Genomic DNA, 5,073 nt, shown 5'->3' with positions numbered 1-5,073 from the left:
AAGGAGGCGTTAAATAATGAAAAAGTTTGATAAGTCAATTGCAGCGTTTGAAGAGGCGCAAGATTTAATGCCTGGTGGCGTAAATAGCCCAGTTCGTGCCTTTAAGTCTGTTGGGATGAATCCGTTGTTTATGGAGCGTGGTAAAGGCTCTAAAGTATATGATATTGATGGAAATGAATACATCGACTACGTATTATCATGGGGGCCTTTAATTCATGGGCATGCAAATGATCGTGTTGTTGAAGCGTTAAAATCTGTTGCTGAAAGAGGTACAAGCTTCGGTGCACCGACAGAAATCGAAAATAAATTAGCGAAACTTGTTATTGAGCGTGTACCATCGATTGAAATTGTCCGCATGGTTAACTCTGGAACAGAAGCGACAATGAGTGCACTACGTTTAGCTCGTGGTTATACAGGCCGTAATAAAATCTTGAAATTCATCGGTTGTTACCACGGTCATGGTGATTCGTTATTAATTAAAGCTGGTTCTGGTGTGGCGACTCTAGGTTTACCAGATAGCCCTGGCGTACCAGAAGGTGTAGCGAAAAATACGATTACAGTAGCTTATAATGATTTAGAAAGTGTGAAATACGCTTTTGAACAATTCGGTGATGATATTGCTTGTGTAATTGTAGAACCAGTGGCAGGGAATATGGGTGTTGTTCCTCCGCAACCAGGATTTTTAGAGGGACTTCGTGAAGTAACAGAACAAAACGGTGCACTGCTTATTTTTGATGAAGTAATGACAGGATTCCGTGTTGCTTATAACTGTGGACAAGGTTACTACGGTGTAACACCTGATTTAACTTGTTTAGGTAAAGTAATCGGTGGTGGCTTACCAGTAGGAGCGTACGGTGGTAAAGCAGAAATTATGCGCCAAATTGCGCCAAGCGGACCGATTTATCAAGCTGGTACTTTATCAGGTAACCCACTTGCAATGGCAGCAGGTTATGAAACGTTAGTACAGTTAACGCCAGAATCGTATGTAGAATTTGAGCGTAAAGCTGAAATGTTAGAAGCTGGATTACGTAAAGCAGCTGAAAAACATGGCATTCCACATCATATTAATCGTGCAGGTTCTATGATTGGTATTTTCTTTACAGATGAGCCCGTTATTAATTACGATGCAGCAAAATCTTCAAACTTAGAGTTCTTTGCGGCTTACTATCGTGAAATGGTAGAACAAGGTGTATTCTTGCCACCATCTCAATTCGAAGGTTTATTCTTATCGACAGCACATAGTGACGCAGATATTGAGGCGACAATTGCAGCGGCTGAAATTGCAATGTCAAAATTAAAATAATGTATTAGAGAAAAATCGCTCTCCATAAGGGGAGCGATTTTTTTTATTCATAAAGTAAGCTTTCCCTACATAAATCTGTAATGACATATAGTTTGGGAGGGGGAAAAGAAGTGGCTGCAGATCATTCGTTACGATTTTCATTAAAAGAATCTGTTTGGTTCCAAAAGGGACAGGAAGTCGATGAACTTTTGTCAATTTCGTTAGATCCAGACGTTGAGATAGAAGAGCTTGATCATGAAGTAATCGTGAGAGGGCAATTAGATTTAACGGGAGAGTATGTTGCAAGGCAAGATGATTCGGCGTATTCACTAAGAGAACTATCGCCAGCAAAGTCAATTGATTATGTAGAAACAAGGGAAGATGGGGTTAATGAACTTGTTCATTCCTTTCCGCTTGAAATATCAATTCCGAGAAATCGCGTGAAAGTAATTGAAGAACTATATGTATCAATTGAGGAATTTGATTATGAATTAAAGGAAAATGGTTGCTTACAATTATTAGCGGATATATCTATTACTGGTTTATGTGATGAAGAGAGAAGCGAGGATGAAGAAGAAACGGTGTATGCTGATTTAGAAGAAGATTCAGCGCAAGAGGATGAGAATAGACCGGCGCCCCATGTAGAAGAACCAACATACAAGGAATCAGATGAGTGGGAAGATTACGCATTTGAACCGTTCCAATTAGAGGAAAGAAAAGAGCAGGAATTAGAAGAAGAGAAAATAGAAGAACATGAATTTGTGGAACGTGAAGAGGAGCAAGAAACAACGCCGCAATTTGAATTGTTCGGACGAAAAGATTTCAAGAAAGAAAAAGCGAAAAAGCAGGAAGAACAAGAAGAAGAGTACTCACAGCGAGATGAAAATGCGCTTTATTTAACAAAACTATTTACGAAAGAACCGGAAGAGGAATTTACAAAGTTAAGAATGTATTTCGTACAAGAAGGGGATACAATTGAATCTATTGCAGACCGTTATGAAACATCGGTACAAAATTTGTACCGTGTCAATCAAACAGAAGATATATTTTTAAATACGGGGCAAATTATTTATATTCCCGTTTCAAGAGTAAAGGCGAAATAAAGAAGTGAGTGTTTTCACTCACTTCTTTTCTTAGAAGTTATGTTTTGAATAGAAAGGGTTATTCGTATGGATATTGAATTGCGAAATCACTATGAACCTATCGTGAGGCAATATAGATTGGATACGCAGCATATGGAAGAGCACGGAAATGTAATGAAAATTTATACGAATCAAGGTCCATATGCACTTAAGAAAATAGAAGGCAGAAAGTTAGAGCGGAATAACTTTCTGCATCATATTCAATATTTGAAGGAGAAAGGTTTTTCAAATTATGTACCTATATACCATGCGACGGATGGAAATTATATTTTAAGTGACGGGACGTATAATTATTATTTAATGCCTTGGTTAGAACGTGCAGAAGGAAATGGTGAGGACAATGATCAATACCATAAAATGTTTCAGACACTCGGAACGTTGCATCAAAAAACTGTGAAGGAAGAAACGTATACGGAAGAAGATTTAGAAAAACATTATACAACTATATCCAATCGCTGGGAAAATGATGGTGAGATGTTAGAAGAGTTTCTCGTAGAATCTGAATCAAAATGGTATATGTCCCCGCTTGAATTGCAATATTGTACGTACTATCATCATGTAATGAGAGCGCGTGAATTTGCAACGAAGCAATTAAATGAGTGGAACGATGCGATGAAAGAAAAAGATAAAACGCGTATTACTTTTGTACATGGTAACGTGTCACTTAATCATTTTTTATTTGACTATGAGCGGAATGGCTATTTTATTAGTTTGGAAAAATCGAAGTTTGCAACGCCTGTGCAAGATATAGTAGGTTTTTATTCACGGTCTTTAAACACATATCCGATCGCAAGAAGTGATCGGTTTGAATGGTTTCAAATGTATCAAAAAAATTTTCCGTTTACGAAAGAAGAGCAACTTCTCATGTTTGCTTATATGACGTACCCATCACAATTTATTCGACAAATCGGTTCGTATAGAAAAAGAAAAGATAATCGCAACGAGGAAAATGAATTGCTGGAAGTAAAGAGTTTGCAACAATCGCATTGGCTCGTTAGCAATATAGAATATTTCCTATCACAATTACAAGCTGCCCAGCAAGGGAACGGGTAAAGTAAAACTTTAATCAGCGGGGCTCCCGCCTAACTTCTTTGCTTCAGCTGAATTTTGATGTAGGGATCTTACTGCCCGCAAATAGCGAGATAAAGAAGATAAGTAGAGAATGCTACTTATCTTTTTTGTGCGCCTGAAAATTCATAGACTTAAATTTATCTTGACGAATAAGGTTTCGTTTTTTACACTATTGTATATAATAATTAACAATCATATAAATGCCTTGAAGGGGAAGAGTATAACATGAAACGTCTTCAGAGAGGAGAATCATTAGCTGGGAGATTCTCTAGATAGTTATGTTAGAAGGTAGCCCTGGAGCATCTTTTCTGAACGGAATAGTTCTTATTAGGAAAAGACGGATTTGTCCGTTATCAAATTAAGAGTATAAGCAAATTATGAATTTGTTTGTAAATAAAGGTGGTACCGCGATGTCCCTCGTCCTTTTTGGATGAGGGACATTTTTTATTTTAAGGAGGGAAAATAATGTCAAACACGGAAAAGAATTTACCAACTAAATATGATCATATGTCCGTTGAAGAAGGCCTTTATCAATGGTGGCTTGAAGGCAAATATTTTGAAGCAACAGGAGACGAGAAGAAACAACCGTATACAATTGTAATTCCACCTCCGAACGTAACTGGTAAGTTACACTTAGGTCATGCTTGGGATACAACTCTTCAAGATATTTTAACTCGTACGAAGCGTATGCAAGGATACGATGTACTATGGCTTCCAGGAATGGACCATGCTGGTATCGCAACACAAGCGAAAGTAGAAGGAAAACTTCGTGAAGAAGGTATTTCACGTTACGATCTTGGCCGTGAAAAATTCCTTGAAAAAGCTTGGGAGTGGAAAGAAGAGTACGCTTCTCACATTCGTCAACAATGGGGGAAAGTTGGTTTAGGACTAGACTATTCTCGTGAACGCTTCACATTAGACAAAGGTTTATCAGATGCGGTTAATAAAGTATTCGTTCAATTATACGAAAAAGGCTTAATTTACCGTGGTGAATATATCATCAACTGGGATCCAGCAACACGCACAGCTCTTTCTGATATTGAAGTAATTCATAAAGAAGTTCAAGGTGCATTCTACCATATGAACTATCCGTTAACAGATGGTTCTGGCCACATTCGTCTTGCGACAACTCGTCCAGAAACGATGCTTGGTGATACAGCAGTAGCAGTTCATCCAGAAGACGATCGTTACAAACATTTAATCGGAAAAACAGTTACACTTCCAATTGTAGGCCGTGAGATTCCGATTATTGCTGATGAGTACGTAGAAAAAGACTTCGGAACAGGTGTTGTAAAAATTACACCAGCTCATGACCCGAATGATTTTGAAGTAGGTAACCGTCATGACTTACCACGCATCTTAGTAATGAATGAAGATGGATCGATGAACGAAAAAGCTGGTAAGTATAACGGTATGGATCGTTTCGAATGCCGTAAAGCATTAGTGAAAGACTTACAAGAGGCTGGCGTATTAGTAGAAATCGAGCCTCATATGCATTCAGTAGGTCATAGTGAGCGTAGCGGTGCAGTAGTTGAGCCTTACTTATCAACACAATGGTTCGTAAAAATGGCTCCACTT

At 38.2% G+C, this 5,073-nt stretch carries 4 protein-coding genes and 1 other annotated feature; all 4 genes read left to right on the top strand.

Annotated features, from left to right (window positions below; all coding sequences use genetic code 11):
* Window positions 1-16: 16 nt before the first annotated feature.
* A complete protein-coding gene (hemL, locus tag MR160_RS32610; protein ID WP_000712938.1) occupies window positions 17-1,303 on the top strand; it encodes a glutamate-1-semialdehyde 2,1-aminomutase in 1,287 nt (428 codons plus the stop codon).
* Between the two features lie 110 nt (window positions 1,304-1,413).
* A complete protein-coding gene (gene spoVID, locus MR160_RS32605; protein WP_000718528.1) occupies window positions 1,414-2,385 on the top strand; it encodes a stage VI sporulation protein D in 972 nt (323 codons plus the stop codon).
* Window positions 2,386-2,451: 66 nt separating this feature from the next.
* On the top strand, window positions 2,452-3,477 hold the full coding sequence (gene ysxE, locus MR160_RS32600; protein ID WP_000350652.1) for a spore coat protein YsxE: 1,026 nt from the start codon (window positions 2,452-2,454) through the stop codon (window positions 3,475-3,477).
* A gap of 214 nt (window positions 3,478-3,691) precedes the next feature.
* Window positions 3,692-3,923: a binding site (T-box leader), on the top strand.
* A gap of 37 nt (window positions 3,924-3,960) precedes the next feature.
* The coding region (locus MR160_RS32595) for a class I tRNA ligase family protein (protein ID WP_346670376.1) at window positions 3,961-5,073 on the top strand (1,113 nt) is incomplete at its 3' end.

Origin of the sequence: Bacillus cereus group sp. BfR-BA-01382 (assembly GCF_022663475.1) — a bacterium.
GTDB lineage: Bacteria > Bacillota > Bacilli > Bacillales > Bacillaceae_G > Bacillus_A > Bacillus_A thuringiensis_S.
This window is presented reverse-complemented; position numbering and strand designations above follow the sequence as displayed.